The organism is Acinetobacter sp., from assembly GCF_041911495.1.
GTDB lineage: Bacteria > Pseudomonadota > Gammaproteobacteria > Pseudomonadales > Moraxellaceae > Acinetobacter.
This window is the reverse complement of record NZ_JAYROT010000014.1, coordinates 1-26,791: the sequence shown is the minus strand read 5'-3', so window position 1 is coordinate 26,791 and position 26,791 is coordinate 1. Positions and strand designations below refer to the sequence as shown.

At 41.7% G+C, this 26,791-nt stretch carries 24 protein-coding genes, 5 tRNA genes and 1 pseudogene; 23 read left to right on the top strand and 7 right to left on the bottom strand.

Features of this window, described 5'->3' with window-relative positions; genetic code table 11:
- Positions 1–69: 69 nt before the first annotated feature.
- The 4 genes from ACE3PQ_RS01775 to gltX all read right to left on the bottom strand — a co-directional run bounded on the left by ACE3PQ_RS01775 (position 70) and on the right by gltX (position 3,350).
- Entirely contained in the window at positions 70–354 is a 285-nt protein-coding gene (locus ACE3PQ_RS01775; protein WP_374294670.1) for a DUF6387 family protein, read from the bottom strand.
- A 155-nt stretch (positions 355–509) separates the two neighbouring features.
- The gene (locus ACE3PQ_RS01770; RefSeq protein ID WP_374294668.1) at positions 510–1,535 is read right to left on the bottom strand and encodes a virulence RhuM family protein; all 1,026 of its coding nucleotides are present in this window, start codon (positions 1,533–1,535) and stop codon (positions 510–512) included.
- Between the two features lie 111 nt (positions 1,536–1,646).
- Positions 1,647–1,722, bottom strand: a tRNA-Ala gene (locus ACE3PQ_RS01765).
- Positions 1,723–1,838: 116 nt separating this feature from the next.
- The gene (gltX, locus tag ACE3PQ_RS01760) at positions 1,839–3,350 is read right to left on the bottom strand and encodes a glutamate--tRNA ligase (RefSeq protein ID WP_374294665.1); all 1,512 of its coding nucleotides are present in this window, start codon (positions 3,348–3,350) and stop codon (positions 1,839–1,841) included.
- Positions 3,351–3,485: 135 nt separating this feature from the next.
- Here gltX and ACE3PQ_RS01755 point away from each other — a divergent pair, with 135 nt between their 5' ends.
- The 4 genes and pseudogenes from ACE3PQ_RS01755 (at position 3,486) to ACE3PQ_RS01740 (ending at position 7,863) form a co-directional block, all read left to right on the top strand.
- Entirely contained in the window at positions 3,486–4,877 is a 1,392-nt protein-coding gene (locus ACE3PQ_RS01755) for a solute carrier family 23 protein (protein WP_374294663.1), read from the top strand.
- Between the two features lie 289 nt (positions 4,878–5,166).
- Positions 5,167–5,879 (top strand): annotated as a pseudogene (locus ACE3PQ_RS01750) (outer membrane protein OmpK).
- Between the two features lie 202 nt (positions 5,880–6,081).
- The gene (locus ACE3PQ_RS01745; protein ID WP_374294661.1) at positions 6,082–7,236 is read left to right on the top strand and encodes an immunity 26/phosphotriesterase HocA family protein; all 1,155 of its coding nucleotides are present in this window, start codon (positions 6,082–6,084) and stop codon (positions 7,234–7,236) included.
- Positions 7,237–7,275: 39 nt separating this feature from the next.
- Positions 7,276–7,863, top strand: coding sequence for a hypothetical protein (locus tag ACE3PQ_RS01740; RefSeq protein ID WP_374294659.1), 588 nt, complete (start codon positions 7,276–7,278; stop codon positions 7,861–7,863).
- A gap of 27 nt (positions 7,864–7,890) precedes the next feature.
- On the opposite strand, the gene fic is transcribed toward ACE3PQ_RS01740, so the two are convergent.
- The 3 genes from fic to argH are packed head-to-tail and all read right to left on the bottom strand — an operon-like array spanning position 7,891 to position 10,236.
- Positions 7,891–8,445 carry a protein adenylyltransferase Fic gene (gene fic, locus ACE3PQ_RS01735; RefSeq protein WP_374294657.1) on the bottom strand — a complete coding sequence of 185 codons (555 nt, stop codon included), beginning with the start codon at positions 8,443–8,445 and terminating at the stop codon, positions 7,891–7,893.
- Between the two features lie 25 nt (positions 8,446–8,470).
- The gene (locus ACE3PQ_RS01730) at positions 8,471–8,743 is read right to left on the bottom strand and encodes an oxidative damage protection protein (protein ID WP_298890367.1); all 273 of its coding nucleotides are present in this window, start codon (positions 8,741–8,743) and stop codon (positions 8,471–8,473) included.
- A gap of 50 nt (positions 8,744–8,793) precedes the next feature.
- Positions 8,794–10,236, bottom strand: coding sequence for an argininosuccinate lyase (gene argH / locus ACE3PQ_RS01725; protein WP_374294655.1), 1,443 nt, complete (start codon positions 10,234–10,236; stop codon positions 8,794–8,796).
- Positions 10,237–10,516: 280 nt separating this feature from the next.
- On the opposite strand from argH, the gene ACE3PQ_RS01720 reads away from it, so the two are divergent.
- From ACE3PQ_RS01720 to ACE3PQ_RS01630, 19 genes are all read left to right on the top strand, one after another.
- Positions 10,517–11,611, top strand: a complete 1,095-nt coding sequence (locus ACE3PQ_RS01720) for a sensor histidine kinase (protein ID WP_374294653.1) — start codon at positions 10,517–10,519, stop codon at positions 11,609–11,611.
- Positions 11,612–11,730: 119 nt separating this feature from the next.
- A complete protein-coding gene (locus ACE3PQ_RS01715; protein WP_374294650.1) occupies positions 11,731–12,468 on the top strand; it encodes a LytR/AlgR family response regulator transcription factor in 738 nt (245 codons plus the stop codon).
- 116 nt (positions 12,469–12,584) lie between these two features.
- Positions 12,585–13,538 (top strand): hydroxymethylbilane synthase, encoded by a 954-nt coding sequence (gene hemC / locus ACE3PQ_RS01710; protein ID WP_374294648.1) that lies wholly within the window; start codon positions 12,585–12,587, stop codon positions 13,536–13,538.
- Positions 13,539–13,568: 30 nt separating this feature from the next.
- Positions 13,569–14,426 (top strand): uroporphyrinogen-III synthase, encoded by an 858-nt coding sequence (locus ACE3PQ_RS01705; RefSeq protein WP_374294647.1) that lies wholly within the window; start codon positions 13,569–13,571, stop codon positions 14,424–14,426.
- 101 nt (positions 14,427–14,527) lie between these two features.
- A complete protein-coding gene (locus ACE3PQ_RS01700) occupies positions 14,528–15,523 on the top strand; it encodes a hypothetical protein (RefSeq protein ID WP_374294645.1) in 996 nt (331 codons plus the stop codon).
- Between the two features lie 21 nt (positions 15,524–15,544).
- A complete protein-coding gene (locus tag ACE3PQ_RS01695) occupies positions 15,545–16,735 on the top strand; it encodes a hypothetical protein (protein WP_374294643.1) in 1,191 nt (396 codons plus the stop codon).
- A 56-nt stretch (positions 16,736–16,791) separates the two neighbouring features.
- Complete coding sequence (locus tag ACE3PQ_RS01690; protein WP_374294672.1) at positions 16,792–17,229, top strand: acyl-CoA thioesterase; 438 nt, start codon at positions 16,792–16,794, stop codon at positions 17,227–17,229.
- A gap of 260 nt (positions 17,230–17,489) precedes the next feature.
- Positions 17,490–17,828, top strand: coding sequence for an H-NS family nucleoid-associated regulatory protein (locus tag ACE3PQ_RS01685; protein ID WP_374294641.1), 339 nt, complete (start codon positions 17,490–17,492; stop codon positions 17,826–17,828).
- A gap of 530 nt (positions 17,829–18,358) precedes the next feature.
- Positions 18,359–19,096: a type II secretion system protein N gene (gspN, locus tag ACE3PQ_RS01680; RefSeq protein ID WP_374294639.1), complete on the top strand. Its 738-nt coding sequence runs from the start codon at positions 18,359–18,361 to the stop codon at positions 19,094–19,096.
- 49 nt (positions 19,097–19,145) lie between these two features.
- The gene (locus tag ACE3PQ_RS01675; RefSeq protein ID WP_374294637.1) at positions 19,146–20,018 is read left to right on the top strand and encodes a type II secretion system protein N; all 873 of its coding nucleotides are present in this window, start codon (positions 19,146–19,148) and stop codon (positions 20,016–20,018) included.
- A 43-nt stretch (positions 20,019–20,061) separates the two neighbouring features.
- Positions 20,062–22,356, top strand: a complete 2,295-nt coding sequence (gene gspD / locus ACE3PQ_RS01670; protein ID WP_374294635.1) for a type II secretion system secretin GspD — start codon at positions 20,062–20,064, stop codon at positions 22,354–22,356.
- A 131-nt stretch (positions 22,357–22,487) separates the two neighbouring features.
- The gene (locus ACE3PQ_RS01665; RefSeq protein WP_374294634.1) at positions 22,488–23,123 is read left to right on the top strand and encodes an FHA domain-containing protein; all 636 of its coding nucleotides are present in this window, start codon (positions 22,488–22,490) and stop codon (positions 23,121–23,123) included.
- Between the two features lie 27 nt (positions 23,124–23,150).
- Positions 23,151–23,825, top strand: a complete 675-nt coding sequence (locus ACE3PQ_RS01660; protein WP_374294632.1) for a phosphoglycolate phosphatase — start codon at positions 23,151–23,153, stop codon at positions 23,823–23,825.
- A 164-nt stretch (positions 23,826–23,989) separates the two neighbouring features.
- Positions 23,990–25,513, top strand: a complete 1,524-nt coding sequence (gene trpE, locus ACE3PQ_RS01655; protein ID WP_374294630.1) for an anthranilate synthase component I — start codon at positions 23,990–23,992, stop codon at positions 25,511–25,513.
- Between the two features lie 128 nt (positions 25,514–25,641).
- A tRNA-Thr gene (locus ACE3PQ_RS01650) sits at positions 25,642–25,717 on the top strand.
- Between the two features lie 82 nt (positions 25,718–25,799).
- A tRNA-Tyr gene (locus ACE3PQ_RS01645) sits at positions 25,800–25,883 on the top strand.
- A 63-nt stretch (positions 25,884–25,946) separates the two neighbouring features.
- Positions 25,947–26,022 (top strand) — tRNA-Gly (locus ACE3PQ_RS01640).
- A 47-nt stretch (positions 26,023–26,069) separates the two neighbouring features.
- Positions 26,070–26,144: transfer RNA gene (locus ACE3PQ_RS01635), tRNA-Thr, on the top strand.
- Between the two features lie 239 nt (positions 26,145–26,383).
- Positions 26,384–26,791, top strand: a 408-nt coding sequence (locus ACE3PQ_RS01630) for a GTP-binding protein (protein WP_374294628.1), incomplete at its 3' end; no start/stop codon positions are given.

Genomic DNA, 26,791 nt, shown 5'->3' with positions numbered 1-26,791 from the left:
TTTCATGGTAAACACCTGTGTTACCCCCAACAACGTTGAGGGATAGTTTAAGCGTTTACACAGTTTTATTTACAGTCTCTTATTTTTTTGAAAATTAATTGCTAAGTTAAAACCTACTGGATGATTGAAAAATTCATACATTATCAGTTGAATAGCTTCCTGCTCTTCATTCTCGTTTAACTCATCTATGCCAACCCAAAATGCCAGACCATTTTCAAGAAGTTCGTTATATATTAAGAATCTAGTTTCAAGTAAAAAAAACCAATCGAATGCGGAAAGCTTGTCCATGTTAGAATATCTATCAATATTAAATAGTGATGGAATAGAATCCGTAGACCTGATAGTTTTTCTCAATTATCGTCTCCCACAGCACCCAATGAATAAGAATGTTAGGTCAACATATTGGGTATATATGTTCGGATATCTCCTAAACCTAACAGTTTAATTTTAATAAAAATTATACCTGTTTTATAGTCGTGGAAAGTCGTTGCGAGTCATAGACTGGCGTGCTATTTCTTTGTGGTGTTCGTCTTCGCAATTTTCTGAACATCTTTAATCGCTTCCTCGAAGTGTCTTTCTACAGGAGTTTGATAATTAATATATTGTTGCTTATATAGTTGATATTCCGACTCGGCTTTGATTTTGGCTTGTTGATGTGAAATTTTGCCATAGTGGTCTAACACTTCACGCCCATTAAAACTCAAAAATTGATCTAGTTTTGCCAACCAATCTTTCATATACATCTGAATGCCATTTTCAGCTTGAAATTGAGCAAAGTCTAAATACATCGTCACAATGCGGTTAAGGGTGTCTATTTCTTTTTCATTCAGATAATTTTTGGCAATCGTAATATCTTTGGTTTTAGGGTGACTTTGACCACTAAAGCTAGTCATACCCATATTCGGTTTTGAGCCATCTACTCTATGAAAAACAATTTCTGCGGCTGTATGTCCATGTGCTGCCCAGTGCATCTTATTCTGTACTGTTTGAAAGAACTTGGTTGATTCTACTGCTTTGGAATCATAATCAACACTGGTCGAATATATCTCTAAAACTTTTTGGTAGAACATCTTTTCCGATGCTCTAATATCCCTAATCCGTGCAAGTAACTCATCAAAATAATTGTTATTCCCACCATTTTTAAGCCTTGCATCATCCATTGCAAAGCCTTTGACAATATATTCTCGTAAAACCTGAGTTGCCCATATTCGAAACTGTGTGCCTCGATTGGATCGGACACGATAGCCTACGGAAATAATAACATCTAAATTGTAGTGCTGTACTTCACGTTCAATACTTCTATCACCCTCTTGTTGAACTATTCGGAAATTCCGAATAGTTGAATTTTGATCAAGTTCGCCTTCGTCAAAGACATTTTTTATATGTTCATTAATGGTGCTAACATTCTTCTGAAACATTTCTGCCATTTGTTTTTGAGTAAGCCATACGGTTTCATCTAATAGCTTTACATCTATTTTTATCTCGCCATCTTCTGAGGCATAAATAATAAAGTCGCCTGTATTTATATTGGTCATTTTATTAAATCTCGATCATTCAAATTACAATGAAATGGCACGGTGTTGAAAATTATGCGATATTTTTTGTGCTTTATACAATTATATTGATATAAGTTATTGATCATTATGTGGTGGAGTCAAGGAGGATCGAACTCCTGACCTCTACAATGCCATTGTAGCGCTCTACCAACTGAGCTATGACCCCAATTCTATTTCAAACTTTATCATTATTAAAATGTCGTCTGAATAAACACGCTAAAAAGCGTTACGCCATCTTATGCAGATGGCGTAAGACTGTCAATTCAACAGGTCAACTGAGAATTATTCTGCACTGTCATTTGTTTCATTTTTAGGCAGTTTAAGCTGTTCATTTAGCTTTTCCCATACTTTTAGCTCTTTCTTACTTGGTGCGCCAACGACTTCTAAAGCATTGCGTAGACGTGCAAAAGTCAGGTCAGGACCAATGGTGACCATTGCTTGCATCACAGGGGTCGAACTGGTCGAACCCGCAATGGCATTAAAGAACGCAGGCATAAAGTCACGCAGTTTTATTTCCATTTGATTCGCCAAATCCATCAAGGTTTGACTAACCGTATCATTATTCCATGTGAATAAACTTTCTAAACGCCAAATCGCAAATTGCAAGCTTTGACGGACTTGTTCAGCACTGAGTTTTTTATTTTCAAACTGTTCAGCAGTCAACGTTGGCATGTGGTTGAAATAGAATCCTGCCCAATTCACCGCTTCAGAAAGCAAGTTAATTCGAGGTTGAATTGCTGCTGCGATCTCTTCGAGTTTTTGACGATTGCCTTGCCACGCTAGAATTGTATCGAGCAACTCAGACGGTGTTAAAGCTTTAAGCCATTGACCATTCAGCCAATTTAACTTTTCTACATCAAAGATAGGACCACCGAGAGATACACGTTGAATATCAAAATGTTCGATCATTTCTGCTAAGTTGAACTTTTCACGTTCATCAGGCATCGACCAACCCATACGTCCCAAGTAGTTCAGCAATGCTTCAGGAAGCACGCCAATATCACGATAATAATTAATCGAGGTTGGATTTTTACGTTTAGACAATTTTGATTTGTCGGGGTTGCGAAGTAGTGGCATGTGGCAAAGCACAGGCATGTCCCAACCAAAATATTGATAGAGCAATTGATGCTTCGGCGCAGATGGAATCCACTCTTCACCACGAATCACATGGGTGATTTGCATTAGATGATCATCGACGACGTTAGCAAGGTGGTAAGTTGGTAAGCCGTCGGTTTTGAGTAAGACTTGCATATCGACTTGTGCCCACGGAATTTCAACTTCGCCACGGAGCATATCTTGGAATTTGCACACACCATCTTCAGGCACTTTCATACGAATGACGTGTGGCTGATTATCCGCAAGGCGTTGTTGTACATCATCCGCAGAAAGCTTTAAACCACGACCGTCATATTTTGGTGTTTCGCCTCGTGCTTGTTGCTCTGCTCGCATTTGATCAAGCTCTTCTGCTGTGGCAAAGCAGTAAAAAGCATGACCTTGCTCAACCAATTGCACTGCGTATTGCTTATAGATACCCATACGTTCCGATTGACGGTATGGCTCATGTGGACCACCGACATCTGGGCCTTCAGACCAATTTAAGCCCAACCAACGCAGTGAATCTAAAATCATTTTTTCCGATTCTGGCGTGGAGCGCAGTTGGTCGGTGTCTTCGATGCGTAGAATAAATTCACCGCCATGTTGTTTGGCAAAGCATAAATTAAACAGTGCGATATAGGCTGTACCGACGTGTGGAAAGCCTGTTGGAGAGGGAGCAATACGTGTGCGGACGGTCATAATAAATATCTAGAAATAATGTAATGCCGAGCATTATAACGAAAAACCGCAGGGCTAAAAATCCTTTGAACAATGTATCTCGTGGCAAGGCACAAATTTCGCTACAATGACGCAGTATTGAAAATGAGTAAGACGATGCAAAGTGACAATCAAAATTCGAATAGCCGTTCAGGCAATCAAGCGGACGTGATTTCAAAAGAAAACTGGTTTGTAGACTGGAAGCCTTATCGAGGTGATTTAGAGCAAACGCCTGTGGCAATCCATGAGTATTTACCTGCGGGGCAGAATATCGCATTGGGTTTGCAGCATGTATTCGCCATGTTTGGTGCGACAGTCCTTGCACCATTATTGATGGGCTTTGATCCAAGTCTGACCATGTTGATGACTGGGATTAGCACCATTTTATTTTTCCTCATCACAGGCGGTCGAGTGCCAAGTTATCTCGGTTCGAGCTTTGCCTTTATTGGTGTGGTCGCAGCTGCAACTGGCTATGTCGGCGCAGGCAGTAATCCGAATATCAGTCTTGCACTTGGCGGGATCATGGCATGTGGTATTTTCTATGCCTTAGTCGGGTTGATCGTGATGCGCACAGGGACGCAGTGGATTGAGCGTCTGATGCCACCTGTGGTGACAGGGGCTGTGGTAATGATCATTGGTTTGAATCTTGCACCAATCACCATCAAAGGCGTGTCGAGTAATGCTTTTGATACATGGATGGCGTTGCTCACAGCGCTGAGCATTACCACCATTGCAGTGTTTACCAAAGGCATGTTGCGCCGTCTTTTGCTCCTTGTTGGTTTGGGGCTGTCCTATTTATTTTATTTTATTCTCGCCAATGTTATGGGACTAGGGACGCCGATCGACTTTGCCCCGATTATCAATGCAGCATGGATTGGCTTGCCACAGTTCCATAGTCCAAGTTTTGATGCCAAAGCGATACTGCTAATTGCGCCTGTTTTCATTATTTTGATTGCGGAAAACTTAGGTCATTTCAAAGCAGTGAGTGCAATGACAGGTCAAAATATTTCACCGTATATGGGACGTGCTTTCTTTGCGGATGGCTTGTGCACCACGATGTCAGGTGCGGTTGGTGGCACAGGGATGACGACTTATGCTGAGAATATCGGTGTGATGGCGGCAACCAAGATTTATTCGACTGTGGTCTTTGTCGTGGCAGGTGTGTTTGCGATGCTCTTAGGTCTATCACCAAAATTTGGTGCAATCATAAGCACGATTCCTGTGGCGATCTTGGGTGGTGCGTCGATCGTGGTCTTTGGTTTGATTACCATTGCAGGCGCTCGGATTTGGATTAGCAATCGTGTCGATTTTAGTCAAAATGGCAATATGCTGGTCGCTGCTGTGGTGGTGATCATGGGAACAGGCAATTTCTCTTTACACATTGCAGGTTTTGATCTTGGCGGTATTGGTACCGCAACCTTTGCGGCGATCTTGATGAATTTGATTTTTAACCGCCAAAGTCTAGGTAAAGAAAATCGAGATGAACACGATGCGTTTTCAGCGCATTAATATTTGAAATTTTAAATTCCAATGTGGAAAAACGACGAGCAATATCTCGTCGTTTTTTTAGCTTTGTATTTTAGAGATTTTTAATATTCTCAGTGTGTACTGATCTGAATATTTAGACTGTCAACAGACCCTGATTTCATTGATTGAAAATGTGACAGTTTGGTAATAAAATCCGCACATTCTTTTTATGTCTTTAGTTTTGCTTGCATGTCAGGGTTTTGAGTCAATCCGATGTGGCATCCGTCCATAAGTGCATGGGACAAAATAAAGATTTTTTCTGGGGAAACCAATGAAATTTCAACAACTTTGTGTTGCGATCGCACTTGCATCATGTGCAACGGCGAGCATGGCAAAACCAATCTGGCAAGACTTTAGCTTACTGCGCTCTACTGTGAAAACTACGAGCTGACACCTGAAGATGAGCAAACCACTGTGACCGCAGAGTATGCGGCAAAGCTGAAATACGGTGATTTCTTTGGTTTTATTGACCGTACAGAAAGTGGCGGTGCAAAAGATAGCTATTTTGAAGCATCTCCACGTCTTAGCTTCGTAGGTGTGTCGGGTAAAGATATTCAATTCGGTATTGTGAAAGATGTATTGGTTTCAACCACTTGGGAAGGTGGCGAAGGATTTAACAACTATCTTTACGGCTTTGGTGTAGATCTTGATATTCCATATTTCCAATATGCGAGTGCCAATATTTACCGTGCCAACAATGATTTGACTGAAGATGATTGGCAATTGACTTTGAGTTATGGTGTGCCGTTCAAGCTATCGAATGAAGATTTCTTATTTGATGGTTTCCTCGATTGGTCAACGGAAGAAGATGATCACGAAAGCGAAATGAACTGGACAAGTCAGTTGAAATGGAATGCAGGCAAACACATTTCTCCAGATACACAGCTATATCTCGGTGTGGAATATTCGTACTGGATTAATAAATACGGCGTCGATGGTGTCGATGAAAACAATGTCAGTGCATTGATCAAATATCACTTCTAAGCATTGAACTAGTATTGAAATTTGAAAAAAGCAGATCAGATGGTCTGCTTTTTTTATGATCTGTACATTTTATGATGCGACTTTTTACCGAGATCAAAAATATTTTAACGAATCAGCGACATGATGAATCGTCAGCATGTGTAGTATGAAAATCGACAATAGATAGAAGAAGTTCCAAGATGTTTAAAAATGGATTGGTGACATGCAAGCACTACGATTTGAACTGAATAATGAACAACGCAAATATTTGGGCTTAGCACCTGTTGAAGCGCATTGGGAATTGCAACAGCTTGGCGAGCAATATTTATATTTTGATGGCGACAGCATTCGTAAAGAAATACGGGTCACTGAAAATAGCTATTTTGAAAAAGAGCTGAATGAAAAAACCGCAGAAAATCGCACTATTTTACTCTCCAAAACGGCTCGTGGAAAGCCGAAAAAGCTCAACTTCACCGCCACAAAATCATTTGGTAGCGTCGGCGTATATTTTCAGTATTCTCATGATTATATTAGCATCTCTAGCTATGATACGCAGACCACCTTTCATGATGAAAGACTGCTAGAAAATAGCAATCTAGAATCTTTGCAGACATGGCTTGCGCAGTGGATCGCCGACAGCACTGCCGATGATCTGAAAGCAATTGAGGCATTTAAAACTGCTAAGCGCTCCCATCATAAATATCAAGAAGGTGATTTTTTTTCCTTCAAAGTCGATCGCCGTCGTTACGGTTTTGGGCGCATCTTGTTGGATGTGGTGAAATTGAAAAAGTCCAAAGGTTTTGATCAAAATAAAAACTATGGTTTGACTAATCTGATGGGACGGGCGTTGATCGTCAAGGTCTATCATAGAATCAGCGATACGCTTGATGTGGATTTTGATGAGTTGGCGCAGACTATGGCATTGCCATCGCAAGCGGTGATGGATAATCACTATTATTATGGTGAAAACCTCATTATTGGACACAAACCGCTCGAGCCGAGTGACCAAGATATGTTGATCTCATATGGGATGAGCATCCGAGCTGATGAAATTGATTTGGTCTATCTGCAATATGGTTTGATTTACAAGGAGATGCGGGTCAAACAGTTTAATCAGCTTCTGCATCCTGATGATCCGAATATCCAAAATGATACCTTAAAAATCAATCCATTTCGTAATGAAGGCATTGGCTTTGGACTGGAAATACGTCCGCTCGAAGCCTGTATTCAGGCGCAGTCCAATCAACCGTTTTGGGAGAATAGTTGGGTACGAGATTTGCGTAATCCACAATGTGCAAAAGATAAACGAGCAGTTTTTCAGGCATTTGGCTTGGATGCAGATAAAAGCTATGAGGAGAATTTGGCGTTGTTTGAGTAGTTGTGTTTTGTAATTCACTATGTGATATAAACGATATAAATGAATTGGCGTGTTTTTAAAATGAAGTCAGAATATGAGCGCATGATTAAAAATGCTTTTCCAAAACAACTACAAAGCGATGTAGATGCTGTCATCCAAATTTTGCCACTCGCAGATGAAAATCCTATATGTGGCTCATATCCACTGATTGTATCATCTTGGCAAATACGACTTGAAGATGAGCTTTTAACAGTTCCCTACCGCATTTATTTTAATGAACCTGAGCTTGAGTTAGAAAGCGCTTTAAATGAAAGACAAACAGATATTTTGAATTGTATATACTCACGACATCATAATGGATATGTCAGATCTAAGCGGCTGAAGCGTATTTCAGATCATGCAGAAAGTTGGGTGATTCCATTTGTAATACAGTTACTAGGTGAATATGTTTGGGAGTTGTTTCCGATCATTAATACTAAAATAAATGAAAGCACACTGCATTTTTATAAAGATTTTCGCTTGGAAAATCCGACATATTGGAGGCTTCTGGAGAGTCGAGTTGTGAGCTATTGGAATGAGTATTACAGAGATAGCTTTCCAAAGTGGGAAAATTATTTTGGTAATCAAGTTTTAAGTAAAATTAAATAAGTGAACCTTTTATAGAGTGAAGAGGTGTTAGCGATAATCTTCGGGCTGTTCATAATAATAAGATTGATCAATCCCTTTCATAAAGACTTCACGATCGTCCACTTTATCAGTCAACGCATTTTGCAGTAGAAAACTGATTTCTAAGTCGTTGATCGGGCTACGCTCCATCGCTTGTAAATAAAGCGTTTTATCGACTTTTTCCCAATCAACCACTTTGCCAAGTTGCTTTTTAAAGATCAAGTCCAACCAAATCCGAGTAGAACGTCCGTTACCTTCCAAAAATGGATGGGCAACATTCATTTCTACATATTTATCAATGATGTCATCAAAGGTGCTCTCAGGCATTTTTTCAATAGCACGCAAAGCCTCTTTTAAATATAAAGCATTGGCAAAGCGAAAATTGCTTTTTGAGATATTTAACTCACGGATTTGCCCTGCAAACGCATATAAACCCTCAAATAAATGAAGATGAATCTGTTGCAGTCCTTTGGTCGTACCGACCTCAAGCTGATGAATCAAACCTGAATCATAGAGATCATAGGCTTTTTGCTTGCTGAGATGATCAATCTCTTGTGTATTCATGAGGCAATTTCCGTGGCTGTTTGCGTTACTTCTGCTCAGTCCAACCTTCTGCTTTTTCCACAGAATCATCATTACTCAAGAACTTCTCACGTTGCTCTTCAAGGAATTTTTTGGCATCAGGTTCAAACACATTTAAGCGTTTTTCATTGATCAAAGTCGTTTGATGTTGAAGCCATTCTTGCCAAGCCTGCTTCGACACAGTTTCTAAATATTCCTGACCTTTCGCTCCTGGAAATGGCGCAAAATCCAGTGCGTCCATTTCCTTTTGATATTTACGACAAAATATCTGCTTTGACATAACGATTCCTTAAATTCTGCTGTAAAGTTTTTAAGCCAATATTTCGACGGTTATAGCGATGCAATACGCTGACGAGCGCGTTCAATCGCCGCTCTGACTTGCTTCGGCGCAGTGCCACCCAAGTGGTCACGAGCGGAAACAGACGCTTCCAAAGTCAACGCCAGATCAAACACATCAGCTGTAATCAAATCAGAGAATTGTTGTAACTGCTCAAGGGTGAGTTCAGACAAGTCTTTTTCCTCTTGCACACCGAGCGCAACAGCTTTACCAACAATCTCGTGCGCATCACGGAACGCCACGCCTTTTTTCACCAAATAATCGGCAAGATCGGTTGCCGTTGAGAAGCCACGCAATGCCGCTTCACGCATACTGGCAATATTTGGTACAAGCGCAGGCACCATATCTGCAAACGCCATTAAGCTACCACGAACGGTATCAATCGCATCGAATAACGGCTCTTTATCTTCTTGGTTGTCTTTGTTATATGCCAAAGGTTGACCTTTCATCAGCGTTAGTAAACTGATCAAGTCGCCAAAGACACGACCTGATTTACCACGTACCAATTCAGGCACATCAGGATTTTTTTTCTGTGGCATGATTGACGAACCTGTGCAGAAGCGATCTGGGATCTGTACAAATTTAAACTGCGCCGACGTCCATAAAATCAATTCTTCTGACATGCGAGATAGATGCATCATGATCAGAGATGCTGCCGCATTAAACTCAATCGCGAAGTCACGATCTGATACGCCATCGAGTGAATTTTCACTGACCGCTTCAAAGCCGAGCAATTCCGCAGTGTAATTACGATCAATTGGATACGTCGTACCTGCCAACGCTGCCGAACCCAGTGGCATACGATTGACACGTTTACGGCAGTCGATCAATCGCTCACTATCACGGAACAACATCTCAAACCATGCCAACAAATGATGACCGAATGTCACAGGTTGCGCAGTTTGTAGATGGGTAAAACCAGGCATGATGGTATCGGTGTTTTTTCCTGCCAAATCTAAAATACCTGATTGCAAACGCTTTAATAAGTCTAGAATGGCATCAATTTCATCACGTAAATACAGGCGAATATCGGTTGCGACTTGGTCGTTACGACTACGACCCGTGTGCAATTTTTTCCCTGTAATACCGATACGATCAGTCAGACGGGCTTCGATGTTCATATGCACATCTTCAAGATCAATGCGCCACTGGAATTGACCTGCTTCAATCTCGGCTTGAATAGCGGTTAAACCATTGATAATGTCATCACGCTCTTGTGCGGTGAGTACGCCGACTTTCGCCAGCATGGTAGCGTGCGCAATCGAACCTGCGATATCTTGTTTATAAAAGCGTTGGTCAAATTGCACAGAGGCGGTAAATTCGGCAACAAAGGCATCGGTTGCTTCACTAAAACGACCGCCCCACATACCTGAAGTTTGGGTTGGGTTTGGTGCTAAATTTTCTGTGTCAGTTGGCTGATTTGTCGGTGTAGTCATAAGATCGTCAATTCAATTTGAAACTGTTTAAAATTGAGCGAAATTATAACAGACATTGCTACCACAGGCATTGAATTGTGTATGCAAGATGAAAAAGTCATGGAGTATGCTAATTTATAGTCAGAGAACTTAAATCCTGCTACAGCGTTAACCTCACTCGCAGTACTACATGTACACCTTCGCTCGGTTGCCTTGTATCAGAAATTAATTTCTTCGACTATAGAGTTTCGATTGATCTTTAAATTTGAAATAAAAATCACTCAACAGGACGTGTCAGTGCATGGCAGTGCAAACGAAAACAAAGCAAGCGAAAACAAATCCCTCAAAACCAGTTCCACGTTTTGGCTTTCGTGACTTTAAACAGTGGCGACAAGTTTTTGAGCTTTTATTAGCCAGCAATGCTTTGGGCTTGATTTTGGCTGTGGCAAGTGTTGCACAGTTGTCGGATATCACGTGGACTTTACTGATTCATCATGTGCTATTCGTAAGTTGGGTTTGTGTGGCGTTTGCCTATTGTATTGATTATCTGCAAGGTCGTATGCCGTATTTGGCACGCAAGACATTTTATATTTTTAGCTTTTTAGTGCTCATTCTGATTGTGCTTTTTAGTGGTTTTATCATCAATATTCTGCAACATCATGCGCAGTTTCCTCGTCATGCACTGACGTGGCAAATCATCTCTGAACATAGCCTGCGTCGCATGGTGCTTGGTGGTGGTATTGGTTTGATTGTCCTGCGTTATCTATACGTGCGTGAGCTGTGGATTGAGCAACGACAATCTGAGCTGATGGCGAGAGTACAAGCCTTACAAGCTCGGATTCATCCGCATTTTTTATTTAATAGTTTGAATAGTGTGGTGAGCTTGATCGGTAGCGATCCTTTTAAAGCCGAGCAAATGCTGATTGATTTATCGAGTCTTTTTCGGGCAAGTTTAACTGAGCTACGAGAGGTCAGTTTGCGTGAAGAAGTCGAGCTATGTCAGCGTTATTTAAAGATCGAAGGTGTGCGGTTAGGTGATCGCTTACAAGTCAAATGGCGCATAGATGGTGAAAAGCTGCTCAATCAAGCCAAGATTCCACTGCTCACTTTGCAACCATTATTGGAAAATTGTATTTATCATGGTGTAGAATCATTGTCTAATGCGAGCGTGGTGAGTATATTAATCGAAATACGAGACCACCATGTCAGTATTGTTTTGACCAATCCCTACCAAACAAAAGTAGGTCAAACAAAATCGGAGTCAAATCAAGGCAATGGGATTGCCATTGATAACGTGAAACAACGTCTCATAGCCTATTATGGTGCAGAAGTGAAGTTTTCTACTTTTGCTCGTGATGATGTCTATACGACTTTGTTGAGTTATCGATATTCGTAGATATCAGGTGCTGAGTGATTACTTTTATAGTGATAATCACATGATATATTGCGTTGAAATGAATTAAAAAGCAGATGCAATGGAAGCAAACATCTGTATAAGAAACAATGGGGAACACAATGGATATTGTAGTCTGTGACGACGAACCATTAGCACGAGAGCGACTGGAACGGATGTTGACGCATCTGGGACATCGTGTGCTAGGGCAAGCCAAAAATGGTATAGAAGCCCTTGAAATGGTTGAACAAGAACAGCCTGATGTCATCTTACTTGATATTCGCATGCCTGAAATGAATGGGTTGGAATGTGCGCAAAAATTAAGTAGCTTAGATACACCGCCTGCGATCGCTTTTTGTACTGCATTTGATCAGTATGCGATTGATGCGTTTAAAACCAATGCCATTGCCTATTTACTCAAACCCATTGCTATGGATGATTTGTCACAAGCTTTGTCAAAAGCGACCAAGTTGAATCAAGCACAGCTCCAAGCGTTACCGACGACAGAAAAAGATCCTGAACATCAGACACGTCATCACATCGCTGCACGGACTTATCGTGGCGTAGAGCTGATTCCGTTAGATGATATTTATTATTTCTTAGCCGATCAGAAATACGTCATGGTGCGTCATAAGAATGGTCAAGTGTTGATTGATGAAACATTAAAAGATTTAGAAAATGAATTTGAAAATAACTTTATTCGTATTCATCGTAATGCTTTGATGTCACTCAAATATTTGGATGGTTTGGAAATGCAATCCAATGGGCAATATCAAGTGCGTTGTAAAGAGGTTGATGAAAAGTTGATGATTAGTCGTCGGCACTTGCCATTGATTAAAGAGCGGATTCAAAACTTATAATTAAAGTTCTTGCACCTTACTTTTTGTGAGGTGAAAACCAAAACTATCAAAATCACTTGCAATTCTCCATCAGCACGGTAGTGTAAGTCATCCGTGTTTGTTGATGAGTTTTCGCCATGCCAGTCTTAAAAATTGCCACCCGAAAAAGTCCTTTGGCACTTTGGCAGGCGGAGCATATTAAACAACGCCTTGAAGCATTACATCAAGATTTAAGCGTTGAGCTGGTGACATTTGTCACGCAAGGCGACAAGATTTTAGATACACCACTTGCCAAGATCGGCGGTAAAGGTTTATTTGTCAAAGAGCTTGAAGCTGCATTACTTGATGGTCGTGCAGATTTAGCAGTGCATTCGATGAAAGATGTGCCAATGCAGTTGCCCAAAGGTTTGGAACTCGCTGCGATCTGTACACGAGAAGATCCACTAGATGCCTTTGTATCCAATCAATATCTCCACTTTGATGATTTACCGCACGGTGCAAAGGTCGGCACATCGAGCTTACGCCGTCGTTGTCAGGTTTTGGCACGTCGTCCTGATTTAAATGTGCTTGATTTACGAGGTAATGTTGGCACACGTTTATCCAAACTCGATGAAGGGCAATACGATGCGATTATCTTGGCGAGTGCAGGGTTAAAACGATTAAAGCTACATGGGCGCATTCGCCATACACTCAGTCCTGAAGTCAGCTTGCCTGCGGTAGGACAAGGTGCACTTGGGCTGGAATGTCGTAGCGATGATGCGCAAGTACAAGGTTGGATTGCCGCTTTGAATGATGCAGAAACTTCAGCGTGCGTGCGTGCCGAACGAGCTTTTAACGCCCATCTTGAAGGTGGTTGTCAAGTCCCGATCGCCGCATTTGCCGAGTGGCTTGGCGATCAGATCCATATTGAAGGTCGTGTCGGTTCACCTGATGGCGAGCAATTACTGATTGCCAAACAACAAGGTTCACCTGCTCAAGCGGAAGAAATGGGTGTTGCACTTGCCAAAGATTTGTTGGCGCAAGGTGCGGGAGAGTTATTGCAAGCGTTGTATAATGAAAAACATCATGATCAAAACCAAGATCAGCAATAAGATGAATTAAAGCAATTTGTTGATTTAACCATGACTCAACACAGATCAAAGCCCCTGATTAATACTCGCCCTGTGGAGCGTGCGACTGCTTTAAGCGAATCTTTGCAAGCTTTGGGCTATTCAGTCTATGAGTTGCCTTTATTGTCATTAGAGGCGATTGCGCTTGATGCAGAGTTACATGCACAATTTGCTCAATTTAAAGATGCTGAACTTGTCGTTGTGGTCAGCCCAATTGCAGTCGAGTTGGGTATACAGTATGCTTCGCAATGCAATATTTCATTGGCTGAATTGCAGAAGAAAAAATGGATTGCAGTCGGTCAGTCGACGCAGAAAGCATTGGCAAAATATAAAATTGACAGTGAATGCCCAACGGTGGAAACGTCCGAAGGCATGTTACAACTTCCAATTTTAAACGATCTGATTTCAGCGCAATCCAGTGCACCACGTAACTCAAAAAGTGTGTGTATTGCGTTTTGGCGTGGCATTGGCGGACGGACTTTGATGATGGATGAGCTGAGTGCACAAGGTTGTACGGTGTTAAATATTCTGCTCTATCGCCGTGCGATGCCGAATTATACGGTAGATGATTTAAAACAACTTGCACAGCAACTGCCTGCAACCGTTCTTGTTAGCAGTGAACAAAGTTGGAAAAATTGGCAACAACTCACGGAACACATGGTTGAACATGCCATAGTCAGCAAGGATATATTTTCTGAGAATCAATATGTGGTGCTCGGCGATCGTGTAAGCCAAGTGCTTCGAGATGATTTATTTCCAGACTATAGGCTTCAAGATAATTTGGTGGACTCGGCTCAAATACTGACTGTACAACATTTACAAGCAAATGAAATTGACAGTGTTGTTCAGAATCGCAACAATGTCGAATAAGACATGAGATACGACGTCGGTGTTTTTTGATTTAGTTATTTTCTATGACCAAAGTGAGTGATAGGTCGAGTGAGTTTAGGGCAAACTGTTGATGAGCAAAGATGAATAAAATTGGCGCATTGATCCTATTGTTGATCGTGGTGTGGTTGGGCAAGCTCAGCTTCGATCTTTATTTTGTGAAAGCTGATCAATTGAATGCACTTAATCTCAGTCTGAATCAGCAAAGTCAGCGTGTTTCTGCATTGTATGATCAGTTGATTTCAATGCAACAATTTCATGAGCAAACATTCCAAGAAAATCCATCACTAACAAACACTGCAAAAAATAATACTTCACAAAACAGTCAGTCAAAAAGCAACCAGCCAAAAAATCCAAATACGCAAACAAGCCGATCGCAACAAAACCAAGCACAGCAAAACCAAGCACAGCAAAACAGCCTACAAGCTTTAAATCCAACCCTTGCCAGTATCAATGCTTCAAGTTTTGAAAATCAGCGTTTGAATCAAGATCGCTTGAGTTATGTCAAAGATCGCTTAAGCCTGATACAAGCGATGTTGCAACAACAACGTATAAGCATGGCGCTGTCACAGATTCAAAATTTAAAACAAAAATTGGCTCAAGAGCAGTTGCTTGCGAGTAGTTTGAACTCAGCCCTTATCGCAGCCTTGCAACGTGATCAGAACACCATCACCCAATATTCGCAACAGCGTAGTGAACACCTGAGTGTCCTGCAACAACAATTACAAAAGATCGAAACACAGCTTGAACCAGTTGCATTAGATCAAGCGAGTCAGTCACGCTCATGGTCGAATTGGTTTAAGTTGCAACGTGTTGAACAAGGACAACAACCTGATTTGCAACAGCGTGCGCTACATTATAAAGAGATGCAATTGCAACTCTTACTGGCACAGCAAGCCTTATATGCAGGGCAAAAAGCTTTCTATCGTCAGCAGATCGCAACACTGGTAGAAAGCTTAGCGGTGTATCCCGATGCGACTTCGCAATCGGTATTAAAAAGTTTAAAAAACCTCGATGGCATTGCGCTCAATCCTCCACCGCAACTCAGTGCAATCACTTTGCTTGGTGATACGCCATGATGGCAGAGGAGATAATGCATCATGCGTAATGTGATTTTGGCGTATCTCATTTTATTTTTGCTGTTACTTAGCGTATTTATTGTGCTGAGTTTTAATGCAGGTTTTGGCTATGTCTTTTTGCAGTGGCATGGTTGGCAGTTACAAACCAATTTATTTTTGGTGCTGATCTTATTTTTTATCTCACTCATCGCAATTTATGCGTGTTGGTATGGTTTAAAGCAGATTTTTCGTCGCAATATTCAAAATCATTTACAACCCAAGTCATTTCAAAAACTTCATCCTTACGAGCGACTTGGTATTTTGTGGTTACTCAAAGCAGAAGCTTCTGAGCAACAGCAGATTATCTCGACCTATCAGGCTTCGGCACTTTTACACCCTTTGATTCGTGCGCAAATGTCGCTGAATCAAATGGATACCTCAAGCGCCAAAGACTGGTTAAAGCAAAGTAAAAATCCACTGTTTGAATTGGCGGAACTCCTTAAAATTGATATTGCATTGGTTGAAGAGAACCATACTGAAGCCTTTGAGCGGATTGAGTTTCTCAGCGTACAGCCGCTCTCGACGTGGTTACAGCCCGTAGCAACTGCATATCACGCACAGCTTCAACAAAAATGGTTGCAACTGTCTTTGCAATATCCGTGGAAAATGTTTGATGCCACGTTTCAGCCACAGTTTGATCAAGCGCAAAATGTATTATGGTTACAGGCACTGTTTCAATTTAAAGATCGTGCGGATGAGCGTGCTATAGATCAGCTTGGAGCATGGATTCAACAGCATCAGTCGGTGATTGCTGATTATCCTGTTGAGCATAAAATTATATTATTAAAACTCATGGTGCAGTTTGAGCGTTTTGATTTACAGAGTTTTATTTTTGCAGAACAAATTTTAGCTGAGCGATTTGTGCCAGAGGTGCTGTATATTTGGCTCGATCAGGTGTTTGAACATGCACATTTGGATATTGATGTGATCGCATCGAAAATCGAAGCGTGGTCTGCGCAATATCCTGCTCAGCCGAGCATCGCTTTTGCCAAATGGCATATTGCGCAAGCCGTAGGCAATATTGATGAGGCAAACGCATTATTAGCACAATATCCTGAAGATGCGTATATGGCATATTTACGGGTAAAAAGTGCGTTGCCCTCAGACGATTTACAGCAAGATTTAAAACGATTGCTTCAGTTTAGCGATCAAGATTTTAAATTTAACCTCTAGCATGACCCAAGTATAAGGACGATATTATGCAAGCTCAGACCTCACAGCGTTCAGCGATCGGTGAATTATCAGATTATCCCTTACATTTTCAGCAAACCGTCGCTTGGGGGGATATGGATGCGTTTGGTCATGTGAATAATGTGATGTATTACCGTTATTTTGAAAGTGCACGGATTGAATATTTAGAGCAATTTAATATTTTTAATTATGATGTGATTACGGTAATTTCAAAAAGTGATTGTCGTTATTTAAGTCCTGTATTTTATCCTGATCAATTGGTCGTTGCGACACGTGTCGTGGAAATGAGAAATTCTGCACTACGTATGCGCTATACCTTATTTAGCAACAGTCAGAATAAAATCGTTGCTGATGGTGAAGCGGTTATTGTGATTTTGGATGCTAAAACAAATGCTAAAAAATCAATTCCTGAGGAGTTTAAACAACAGGTTATAGATTTTGAAAAACAAGCAGGTCATGACGTCGTTTTGCTTTAAAAAGTACACAGTGAAAGATGCGTAAAATGAAAGCGTAGAGAAATAGTAGAAAGAAATAAGCCAAATGGGATTTATGATTATAGATCCCATTGGTTATTTTAAAATTAGAATTACAAAACTCGAATAAACCAATTAAAAATAAAGTTATACACTTGTATTGAGATAATGTATTGAAATGCGTATTATTTAACGCATATTTTATCGAAACCATATTTACCAAGACTTGATTTGGTATTTAACTCGCATTAAAGGACGTCCTCATGGGAACCAATATTGACAATTTAGATTTAAACCAACTTAATCCAAATCAGTTAAAAGAATTAACTGAAAAAGCACAACAACTCATCGAACAAAAGAACAAAGAAAAAATTGATCAAGCGTATGCACAGCTTGTTGATGTCGCAAAAAGTGTCGGTTTAACCTTAGATGAGCTTTTGGCTCATGGTCAAAAGAAAAAGTCAAAACCAACTCGCAAAGTCGCACCACGCTATCGCAATCCTAAAGATGCGAGCCAAACATGGACAGGTCGTGGTAAACAACCTCGTTGGGTGGTAGATGCGCTTGCAAAAGGCAAAAAACTCGACGATCTTGCTATTTAATTGTATCGAGTCTGATGGTCAGTTTAATGGTCGTTGCGACATCATTTTCTCTATGTGAATGTGCATCGTCATTAAAGGGTCATATTTGTCTTAGATAATCCTGAAAACCAAGCAACTGCTTGGTTTTTTGTTTTGTAATTCAATTAGGGTCTGTTGACATTTCACAGATGCTTGCGACAATGGATGCTTTTTAGGCGATACTAGGCAGGAATGAGGAAATTTAGTCATTCTAAATAACTCATTTCTAACGACGTAGCGTCAAAAAGCATCCTTGTCCCGAAGGGTTATAGCTAAAATTGCCATAAACTTCGTTATGAAACTTGACAAGGGAGTGACCATTCTCTGCGTTTCATGCCTCGTTTATGTGATTTTAGCCTATAACGCAATGCATGGTTGAAATGTCAACAGACCCTATTCTGGTGTTGGTTCATTGCGCAAAATGTGCATAATGTGATGAGCATTGCGGATCAATTGAGATTCATGGAAGTAAAGAAATTTAAATGATGGGCTGTACTAGAGTATCTATGTGAATGACCAATAAGAAGATTTTTAGATTTTGGCTGATGATGTTTTTCGGTCTTTTTGCACTATTTGTGCTATTACAAGTTCCTGCGACGTGGCTTTTGGGTAAGTTTTATCCAAATATGCGATATATCCATAATGTAAATGGCAATATATGGCAGGGTGAGGCAGATTGGTCATATCAAGATTTGCAAGGCACCATGACGTGGTCTACACGACCGTGGGAAATTCTGCGATTGCGTGCGTCATCAAATATCACCTTACACTCAGGTCAGACAGAAATCAATGCCGTTGTGGCATATGGTTTGGGTAAAAATATTTACCTGAGTGATGTCAATGGTGAATTCAGTAGTGATACTCTGGCAAATCTCGTCGATTGGCAGTGGCCAAGTAGTAATATTAAGCTGAAAGACGTGTCTTTAAAGTATAAAAAGCAACACGGCTATCAAGATGCCGAAGGACAACTGACTTGGGCGGGTGGCTTGCTGAATTATCCGATTGCACAGCGTTTAGAGCGTATTGATATTCCACCATTGGTTGGACAACTCAGTGCTGAGAATGATCAGCTGAAACTTGCTGTGCAGGATAGTCAAAAGCAACGCATGGCAGATATAAGTTTGGGTAAAGACAGTATGCTTGATGTGCAAGTGACGCAACGTTTGTTGCTCAATGCACCGAGCTATCAGGGTAAAGCCGGCTTGGATACTGCGGTAATTAGCACACGTCAACCATTAGGGAGTTTGTGATGAAGCAAACAACTTGTATGTGGTGTGACGCAAAGGTGGGTTGCCGAGCGTGAATAGTATCCAACAATGGCTGAATCGCTTCGAACTGGAAAAGCTCAATAAAATTGCCCCAGTGATCTTTTTTATACTGATGCTATGGCTTTGTTGGCGGATGGCAAATTTATTTTGGTGGTTTGTCGCACCGCCAAAGGCGCCAACGGTACAGTCTGTTGTGCTCGGTTCGCAACAGCAACGAATGCCTGATATCGTGCGTTTTTCATTATTTGAAGAACAGGGTCAAAACCCACAATCACAACAGGCTGATTTGCCTGTGAAGTTGGAAGGTGTAGTATTTGCGAGTCCAAGACATTTATCATCCGCTGTAATTCGTGTGAATAATAATGCCAGTAGCTATCGTGTGGGTGAAACGATTGAAGATACCAATATGACATTGGTAGAAGTGCATTGGGATCGTGTGTTTATTCGAGAAAGTAGCGGACAGACACGTGAAGTCAAGTTTGGTGACGAAACCAGTACCGCAAATTTGCCATCAAGTGATATGGGGTTAAATAGCTCATCAAATCGTACATCAAATGCGATGCCGAGTACGCAACCTAATTATGCGACAAGTCGGAATAATCGCTCGCCGGATCGTGCGATTGATCAAGCGATCGAAAAGCTCAAACAAGATCGAGAGCAATATCTAGGTCAAATGGGTGTCAATAACACGCAAAATGGCTTTGAAGTGACAGATCAAACACCACCTGCGCTTCGTGCAAGATTGGGTTTAAAACCGGGTGATAAAGTGGTTTCGGTGAATGGACAAAACTTGTCTTCAGGGGTAAATGAAGCACAATTGCTTGAGCAGGTACGACAAGCAGGGCAAGCAAAAATTGAAATACAACGTGGTGATCAAACGATGACCATCCAACAAAGTTTTTAAGCACAGTGATGTGTAATTTAATATAAATGAGGCAAATGGTTCAATGACTTCATCTTTTGCAAAGCGTCAACTTTGGGCTGCACTTGCAGTGGCGCCGATGTTTTTTGTGGCGTCACAAGCAAGCCATGCACAGACGTGGAAAATTAATTTGCGAGATGCAGATTTGACTGCATTTATCAATGAAGTGGCAGATATTACTGGCAAGAACTTTGCGGTCGATCCACGAGTACGTGGTAATGTTACGGTGATTTCAAATAAGCCACTAAATAAAGATCAAGTGTATGACTTGTTTTTAGGCGTGTTGAATGTCAATGGCGTGGTGGCAATCCCGTCAGGGAATACCATTAAGCTTGTCCCAGATAATAATGTGAAAAATTCAGGGATTCCGTTTGATGCACGTAATAATGCACGTGGTGATCAAATCGTCACTCGGGTGATTTGGCTGGATAATACCAACCCAAATGATCTCATTCCTGCACTGCGTCCATTGATGCCACAGTTTGCACACTTGGCGGCAGTACCGGGAACCAATGCTTTGATTGTGTCTGATCGTGCGGCAAATATTTATCAGCTTGAAACCATTATTCGCAATCTTGATGGGACAGGTGATCATGATATTGAGGCGGTTGCATTACAGTCGAGTCAGGCAGAAGAGGTGCTTGGTTTACTTGATTCAATGAGCTCTACAGGTGCGGCGAAAGACATTAAAGGCTCACGTGTACGTGTGATTGCTGATGCGAGAACCAATCGGATTATTATCAAAGGTGATACACATAGCCGTAAACGGATTCGTCAATTGATCGAAATGCTTGATGTGCCATCAGCAGATCGATTGGGTGGACTTCGTGTATTCCGTTTAAAACATGCCAATGCCAAAAATCTAGCGGAAATATTACAAGGTCTAGTCACTGGGCAAGCGGTTAGCAGCTCGAGTGGTTCTAATTCAAGTAATAGTTCAAACAATCAGATCAACTCGTTAATCAATAATTCAAACTCAAGCGCAAATAGTGCCAGTGGTACAGGCTCGACCATCAATCTTACCAGTTCAAATAATAGCAATCAAAATGCCTTGACCAGTTTTAATGCCAATGGTGTGAGTATTATTGCTGATGCGACACAAAATGCTTTGGTGGTTAAAGCAGATCCGCAGTTGATGCGTGAACTCGAAAGCGCCATAGAACAACTCGATATTCGTCGTCAACAAGTGCTGATCGAAGCGGCAATCGTAGAGGTGTCAGGTACGAATGCGGACCAACTCGGTGTGCAATGGGCATTAGGTGATCTATCCAGTGGCGTCGGCTTAATTAACTTTGCCAATGCAGGAGCGAGCATAGCAAGTATCGCAGGAGCTGCTTTAGCAGGATCAACTGCGCAAGCTACAGCATTAAACGGCTTGAGTAGTGGAGCATCTATTGCGCTTGGTGACTATAATGAGAACAGCGATGGTACACGTAGCTTTTTTGGCATATTAGTTCAAGCACTTGAAAAGAGTAGCAAATCCAATTTACTGTCGGCACCATCAGTTGTGACGATGGATAATGAAGAGGCGTATATCGTTGTTGGTCAAAATGTGCCATTTGTCACAGGGTCGGTAAGTACCAATGGCGGAACGGCGAATCCTTACACGACGATTGAGCGTAAAGATGTGGGGATTACCTTAAAAGTCGTGCCACATATCGGTGAAGGCGGAACATTGCGTTTAGAAGTGGAGCAAGAGGTTTCAGCTGTAACTAATAGTACAGCTGCGTCGGATTTGATCACCAGTAAGCGTGCAATCAAAACCTCAATCTTGGCTGAAAATGGTCAAACCATTGTGCTTGGTGGCTTGATGCAAGATGACCGAGAAGAAGGGCGACAAGCCGTACCAGGACTTGGCCGTATTCCTGTAGTGGGACGTTTATTCCGCTCGGATAATGCCAGCACGGAAAAGCGTAATTTATTATTGTTCATTCATCCAACGATCATTAAAGATGCGGCAGATAGTCGTAATGTGACAGGTGATCGGTATAATCAGATCAGAAGTCTTCAATTGGCATTTGATACGGATGGAAGCTTTGCATCGTTGCCAGACACAGCGGATGATTTGTATGATCAGCGGATGACTTTGCCGATTGCCAAAGAACAGCGCACCGCAGATGGTAAGAAATATCAAACAGTACCAGTCACAGCTGTAAGTCAGCAAAATGGCGCAACAGTCGTGGATTTGCGTCCAACTACAACAGCACAACCGATCGTCAATACGCCAACGGCAGTGGATTATTCACAAGCTGAATATGCTCAACCACAAATCGAGCGAACCTCGAACACCACTACGGAAACGACAATTCGAGTGGATTAACCGAGTAGACGAACAGGGTAAGATACAATTTTTTGAAGCATCATGACTTATTTGTTTAGTGCGTGATGCTTTGGAAAGTCGATTTAAAATATTCGAAAACCATTCAGCGAAGTAAAAAATAAGGTAAAGACATGAACTGGAAATTAGTCGCCAAAAGCGAACCAATCGAAGGGCAAACGATAGTTATTGATCGTGATATGGTCATTGGTCGTCATCAGCAGGCAGATATTGTCTTGCAAGCATCACATGTGTCACGTCGTCATGCTGCTTTATTGTTGAAAGAAGATGGTAAGCAACTGTGGATACAAGACTTAGAGTCTTCAAATGGCACATTTGTGAATGGTCAGAAGATCACAGAGCATCAACTGAAAAATCTTGATGAAATCAACTTTGAATCAATTTGCTTTCAAATCATTGCAGATGCTTTGGCTTCGAAAGATGAAGCAACAGTCGCCCCTGATCTTGAGAAAATTGTACCCTCTGATGCAGGGATGCCAACGCTTTCAGAGCGTGGTGATGTGGAAGTGAAGCAAGATGGCATGCCAAGCAATATTGGAGTACCAAAGCCTGCGCCGATTCCTGAGCATGTTGACATTAGTGCAAGTGTTGAGGAGAAGTCTGAACCCAAAGTTGTGCCAATTGAACAGCCTAAAAGCCGTGTGGAAAAAGCACAGACTGAGCAAAAAAATGCCAAAGTTGGTTTGATGAGTTTAATTGTCTTGGTGATTTTGCTTGTCTTAGCAGGGTTGTTCTTCTTCGGCCAATAAACGCCTTTTAAAATGACAGAGCTTTTGATGAATTCTCTTGCTGATCTATCGCAACGACAACTGATCCTATTTGATCTCGATGGCACATTGGTTGATTCTGCACGTGATCTGTATGCCTCGATGAATATGGCGCTCGCTGAGCTGGGTCGCCCTGCCGTGACTGAGCAACAAGTGCGAACTTGGGTTGGAAAAGGTGCATCACAGCTCTGTAGTTGTGTGATTCAATATCAAGAACACGGCTTAAATCCTGAACTTCAGCAACAGCTTTTACAGCGATTTTTAGCAGTTTATCAACGCCATCTCTGTGTTGATACAGAGATCTATGAAGGTGTGCTTGAATTTCTAGATTATTGTCGAGCTGAGGGAAAAACGCTGGCTTGTGTGACCAATAAACCGTTTGATGCAGCGCACAGTTTACTCCAGCAGCTCAATATTTTAGATCGGTTTTCATTGGTGAGCGGCGGGGATTCATTGACGCATCGTAAACCACACCCTGAGCCACTACTACACACCATGCACTATTTTGAGCAAAAGCCTGCTCATACTTTGATGATTGGCGATTCACGTAACGATGTTGAAGCGGCACGAGCTGCGCATGTCGATTGTATTGTGCTGAGTTATGGCTATAATCATGGTGAAGATATCCATGCCTGTTCACCACAGATGGTGATTGATTCATTGGCTGAGCTGATTCCACGCTAAATGAATGACTGGAAATTTTCAATTTATTTGCGTCATTTGCATCTTCCACTTCAAGACTTTTGAGGAAAATATGTTTAACACAATGTTGTGCCCAATCATGTTTCGATGGCGAGACTTCGTCTAACCCTAATTTTCGAACCATTTTTCAACATTGAGTAAAGACCATGACCTCACATAACGAGCTTCAAAAAGAACAACTTCAAACAGAGCAATTTCAACGCCTCGTCCAAGCAGGCTATCAAACCATTCCAGTATTTCGTCAGCGCCTTGCGGATACCGAAACGCCGCTCACCGTATTTGCACGTTTGCGTCAGCAGGCTTTGGCGTATTTGTTTGAATCGGTCGAAGGCGGAGAAACATGGGCACGTTATTCGATCATTGGTTTGGGTGAAAGTACAGTATTCTCCTGTAATGCAGGTGTGCTCAGTATTCAAGATGAGCAAGGGCAAGTCACGACACAGTTTTGTAGTGACCCTTTTCAATATATTCGAGATTATCAAGCCCAGTTCAAAGTACCGCCACATGCTGAAATTCCAGAATTACCACAATTTACAGGCGGTCTAGTCGGTTATTTTGGCTATGACTCGGTGCGCTATATTGAGCCAAAATTAACCAATGTTCCTGAAGCCGATCCTGTTGGGCTACCAGATATTTGGATGATGCTGTCTAAAACCGTGATCGTGTTTGATAATCTCAAAGATACCATGTTTTTGATCAGTCATGCTGATGCCAGCCAAACTGATGGTTATGAAAAGGCACAAGAGCGTCTGGATGACATTGAAGCCTTGCTGGCTCAGCCTGTCAATTTGACGGCACAGCCACATTCAGCGCCACAGTTTGAATCTTTAACAGGCAAACAAAAATTCTTAGATACCATCGAAACGGTAAAAGAATATATCCGTGCAGGTGATGTGATGCAGGTGGTGCCTGGACATCGCATGGTATCCGATTTTGATGGGGATGCGATTTCGGTCTATCGTGCGCTTCGTCATCTCAATCCATCACCGTACTTATTCTTGGTACAAGGCTACACTTTGCACGATCAAAAACCTTTTCATATCGTCGGCTCATCGCCTGAGATTTTATGTCGTTTGGAAGATGGTGTGGCAACAGTGCGCCCACTGGCAGGGACTCGTCCTCGTGGCAAAACCCATGAAGAAGATCTAGCTTTAGAAAAAGACTTGCTTGCGGATGAGAAAGAAATTGCCGAACATCTGATGCTGATTGACCTTGGGCGAAACGATATCGGTCGAGTATCAAAAATTGGAAAAGTGCAAGTCACCGATCAGATGGTGATTGAACGCTATTCCCATGTCATGCACATCGTGTCCAATGTGCAAGGTGAAGTGCTCGATGATGTCGATGCGCTTGATGTGTTAAAAGCAACCTTTCCTGCAGGCACATTGTCAGGTGCACCAAAGATTCGTGCCATGGAAATCATTGATGAAGTTGAACCTGTCAAACGTGGTGTATTCGGCGGTGCCGTAGGTTATCTCGGTTGGCATGGTGAGATGGATATGTCGATTGCGATTCGTACAGGAATTATCCGAGAAGGCAAAGTCTATGTCCAAGCAGGTGCAGGCTTGGTGGCAGACTCCAATCCAGAATCAGAATGGAATGAAACACAAATCAAAGCACGTGCAGTAATCAAAGCGGTTGAATTATCATCAAATGGGTTGATTTTATAGGATTTCAGCGGATATCCTGCAAAAAACCACTTGCATCGTTTGAGAGTTTTGCTAAACTGCACACCGTTCTGATGCGAAACGTCATTGATATGTCATATAGATACTCATTGATGTTTAAATCAAAAAAAGCCGGCATAGCTCAGTTGGTAGAGCAACTGACTTGTAATCAGTAGGTCCACAGTTCGAATCCGTGTGCCGGCACCATTTTTAGAAACCTTGTTTAAAATAGGTTTTGTAAAATGTGTTAAGATTGCAACAGCAACGAGCTCTAATAAGAGTGAAAAAAGGTGAGGTTCCCGAGCGGTCAAAGGGAGCAGACTGTAACTCTGCCACGAAAGTTTCGAAGGTTCGAATCCTTCCCTCACCACCATTTTTCAACTTCGATTGAGTGCTAACTTCAATTTTGCAAATAAAATGAAGTAACCAACATCGTGCGGGAGTAGCTCAGTTGGTAGAGCGGCAGCCTTCCAAGCTGCATGTCGCGAGTTCGACCCTCGTCTCCCGCTCCATTCGAAGAGCATTGAAAATTGAAAACTACACTATTATGTAGTCTATTGCTCTTATAGCTCAGTGGTAGAGCACTCCCTTGGTAAGGGAGAGGTCTCGAGTTCAAATCTCGATAAGAGCTCCAGATTTGAAAAATGCACAAGCTACTAAATAAAGATTGGTATAGTGCAGAAAACGACAGAATTTTATATCAAAGCAGGCTTTTTAGTCTGCTTTTAAAGTATTAGGCGTTCAGGTTTTTTTAATTCTTTTAAGAGCTGAACATATTTCAGTCGATGGCTGTATGATTGATTGTTTGAGTTGATTTGTCAGAGAGTCAATACATCAGGATCGAGAGTCTCGACGTAAGCGAGGAGTATCATCATGGCTAAGGCTAAGTTTGAACGTAATAAACCACACGTAAACGTGGGCACTATCGGTCACGTTGACCATGGTAAAACAACATTGACGGCAGCGATTGCTACAATCTGTGCAAAAACGTACGGTGGTGAAGCAAAAGACTACGCAGCAATCGACTCTGCACCAGAAGAAAAAGCACGTGGTATTACCATTAATACATCACACGTAGAATATGATTCTCCTGCACGTCACTACGCACACGTAGACTGCCCAGGACACGCCGATTATGTTAAAAACATGATTACTGGTGCTGCTCAGATGGACGGTGCGATTCTTGTATGTGCTGCGACTGATGGTCCAATGCCACAAACACGTGAACACATCCTACTTTCTCGTCAGGTTGGTGTACCGTACATTCTTGTATTCTTGAAC

What these genes read in the sequence shown, in the direction of transcription:
- ACE3PQ_RS01715 (WP_374294650.1), top strand. Translation starts at nt 11,731, where the DNA reads ATGGATATTGTAGTCTGTGACGACGAACCATTAGCACGAGAGCGACTG.
- ACE3PQ_RS01740 (WP_374294659.1), top strand. Translation starts at nt 7,276, where the DNA reads ATGAATTGGCGTGTTTTTAAAATGAAGTCAGAATATGAGCGCATGATT.
- ACE3PQ_RS01745 (WP_374294661.1), top strand. Translation starts at nt 6,082, where the DNA reads ATGCAAGCACTACGATTTGAACTGAATAATGAACAACGCAAATATTTG.
- ACE3PQ_RS01730 (WP_298890367.1), bottom strand. Translation starts at nt 8,743, where the DNA reads ATGTCAAAGCAGATATTTTGTCGTAAATATCAAAAGGAAATGGACGCA.
- ACE3PQ_RS01755 (WP_374294663.1), top strand. Translation starts at nt 3,486, where the DNA reads ATGCAAAGTGACAATCAAAATTCGAATAGCCGTTCAGGCAATCAAGCG.
- argH (WP_374294655.1), bottom strand. Translation starts at nt 10,236, where the DNA reads ATGACTACACCGACAAATCAGCCAACTGACACAGAAAATTTAGCACCA.
- ACE3PQ_RS01665 (WP_374294634.1), top strand. Translation starts at nt 22,488, where the DNA reads ATGAACTGGAAATTAGTCGCCAAAAGCGAACCAATCGAAGGGCAAACG.
- gspN (WP_374294639.1), top strand. Translation starts at nt 18,359, where the DNA reads ATGACCAATAAGAAGATTTTTAGATTTTGGCTGATGATGTTTTTCGGT.
- gltX (WP_374294665.1), bottom strand. Translation starts at nt 3,350, where the DNA reads ATGACCGTCCGCACACGTATTGCTCCCTCTCCAACAGGCTTTCCACAC.
- ACE3PQ_RS01700 (WP_374294645.1), top strand. Translation starts at nt 14,528, where the DNA reads ATGAATAAAATTGGCGCATTGATCCTATTGTTGATCGTGGTGTGGTTG.
- ACE3PQ_RS01695 (WP_374294643.1), top strand. Translation starts at nt 15,545, where the DNA reads ATGCGTAATGTGATTTTGGCGTATCTCATTTTATTTTTGCTGTTACTT.
- ACE3PQ_RS01685 (WP_374294641.1), top strand. Translation starts at nt 17,490, where the DNA reads ATGGGAACCAATATTGACAATTTAGATTTAAACCAACTTAATCCAAAT.
- ACE3PQ_RS01660 (WP_374294632.1), top strand. Translation starts at nt 23,151, where the DNA reads ATGAATTCTCTTGCTGATCTATCGCAACGACAACTGATCCTATTTGAT.
- fic (WP_374294657.1), bottom strand. Translation starts at nt 8,445, where the DNA reads ATGAATACACAAGAGATTGATCATCTCAGCAAGCAAAAAGCCTATGAT.
- ACE3PQ_RS01705 (WP_374294647.1), top strand. Translation starts at nt 13,569, where the DNA reads ATGACTCAACACAGATCAAAGCCCCTGATTAATACTCGCCCTGTGGAG.
- hemC (WP_374294648.1), top strand. Translation starts at nt 12,585, where the DNA reads ATGCCAGTCTTAAAAATTGCCACCCGAAAAAGTCCTTTGGCACTTTGG.
- trpE (WP_374294630.1), top strand. Translation starts at nt 23,990, where the DNA reads ATGACCTCACATAACGAGCTTCAAAAAGAACAACTTCAAACAGAGCAA.
- ACE3PQ_RS01720 (WP_374294653.1), top strand. Translation starts at nt 10,517, where the DNA reads ATGGCAGTGCAAACGAAAACAAAGCAAGCGAAAACAAATCCCTCAAAA.
- ACE3PQ_RS01770 (WP_374294668.1), bottom strand. Translation starts at nt 1,535, where the DNA reads ATGACCAATATAAATACAGGCGACTTTATTATTTATGCCTCAGAAGAT.
- gspD (WP_374294635.1), top strand. Translation starts at nt 20,062, where the DNA reads ATGACTTCATCTTTTGCAAAGCGTCAACTTTGGGCTGCACTTGCAGTG.